General features: G+C 59.4%; 1 protein-coding gene. It reads right to left on the reverse strand.

Annotated features, from left to right (window positions below; all coding sequences use genetic code 11):
* Positions 1-50: 50 nt before the first annotated feature.
* Positions 51-1,226, reverse strand: a 1,176-nt coding sequence (gene tuf / locus AC2FHX_RS20980; protein ID WP_142640426.1) for an elongation factor Tu, incomplete at its 5' end; no start/stop codon positions are given.

A 1,226-nucleotide genomic window follows, 5' to 3' on the forward strand; every position in this document is an offset into this window, starting at 1 on the left:
AAAGGGCGCCGGATGGGCGCCCTTTCCATTTGATCATTCGCTTGCGCGAATTACTCGACGATTTTCGACACAACGCCGGCGCCGACGGTGCGGCCGCCTTCGCGGATGGCGAAACGCAGGCCGTTTTCCATCGCGATCGGTGCGATCAGCTCAACCTCGAACGACACGTTGTCGCCGGGCATAACCATCTCGGTGCCAGCTGCCAGGGTCACGGTGCCGGTCACGTCAGTTGTACGGAAGTAGAACTGCGGACGGTAGTTCGCGAAGAACGGCGTGTGACGGCCACCCTCTTCCTTGGTCAGGATATAGGCTTCGGCTTCGAACTTGGTGTGCGGTGTAACCGAACCCGGCTTACACAGAACCTGGCCACGCTCAACACCTTCACGGTCGATACCACGCAGCAGCGCGCCGATGTTGTCGCCCGCTTCGCCGCGATCCAGCAGCTTGCGGAACATTTCAACACCGGTACAGGTGGTTTTCTTGGTGTCGCGGATGCCGACGATTTCGATCTCGTCGCCAACATTGATCACGCCACGCTCAACACGACCGGTCACAACTGTACCACGGCCCGAGATCGAGAACACGTCTTCGACCGGCATCAGGAACGGCTGGTCAACAGCACGCTCAGGCGTCGGGATGTACTCGTCCACGGCAGCCATCAGCTTGCGGATCGATTCTTCGCCGATTTCCGGGTTGTTGCCTTCCATCGCGGCCAGTGCCGAACCGGCAATGATCGGAATGTCGTCGCCAGGGTAATCATACGAGCTCAGCAGCTCGCGGATTTCCATTTCAACCAGCTCCAGCAGCTCTTCGTCGTCAACCTGGTCAACTTTGTTCATGAACACGACCATGGTCGGGATGCCAACCTGGCGGCCCAGCAGAATGTGCTCGCGGGTCTGAGGCATCGGGCCGTCAGCCGCGTTCACAACCAGGATCGCGCCGTCCATTTGCGCCGCACCAGTGATCATGTTCTTGACGTAGTCGGCGTGGCCGGGGCAGTCAACGTGGGCGTAGTGACGCGCGTCGGTCTCGTATTCCACGTGGGCCGTCGAGATGGTGATGCCGCGGGCCTTCTCTTCCGGCGCGCCGTCAATCTGGTCATACGCTTTGAAGTCACCAAAATACTTGGTGATCGCTGCGGTCAGCGTCGTCTTGCCGTGGTCAACGTGCCCAATCGTGCCAATGTTGACGTGCGGCTTATTACGCTCAAACTTTTCCTTTGCCAT

This window comes from Ruegeria sp. CDSC042, from assembly GCF_059610745.1.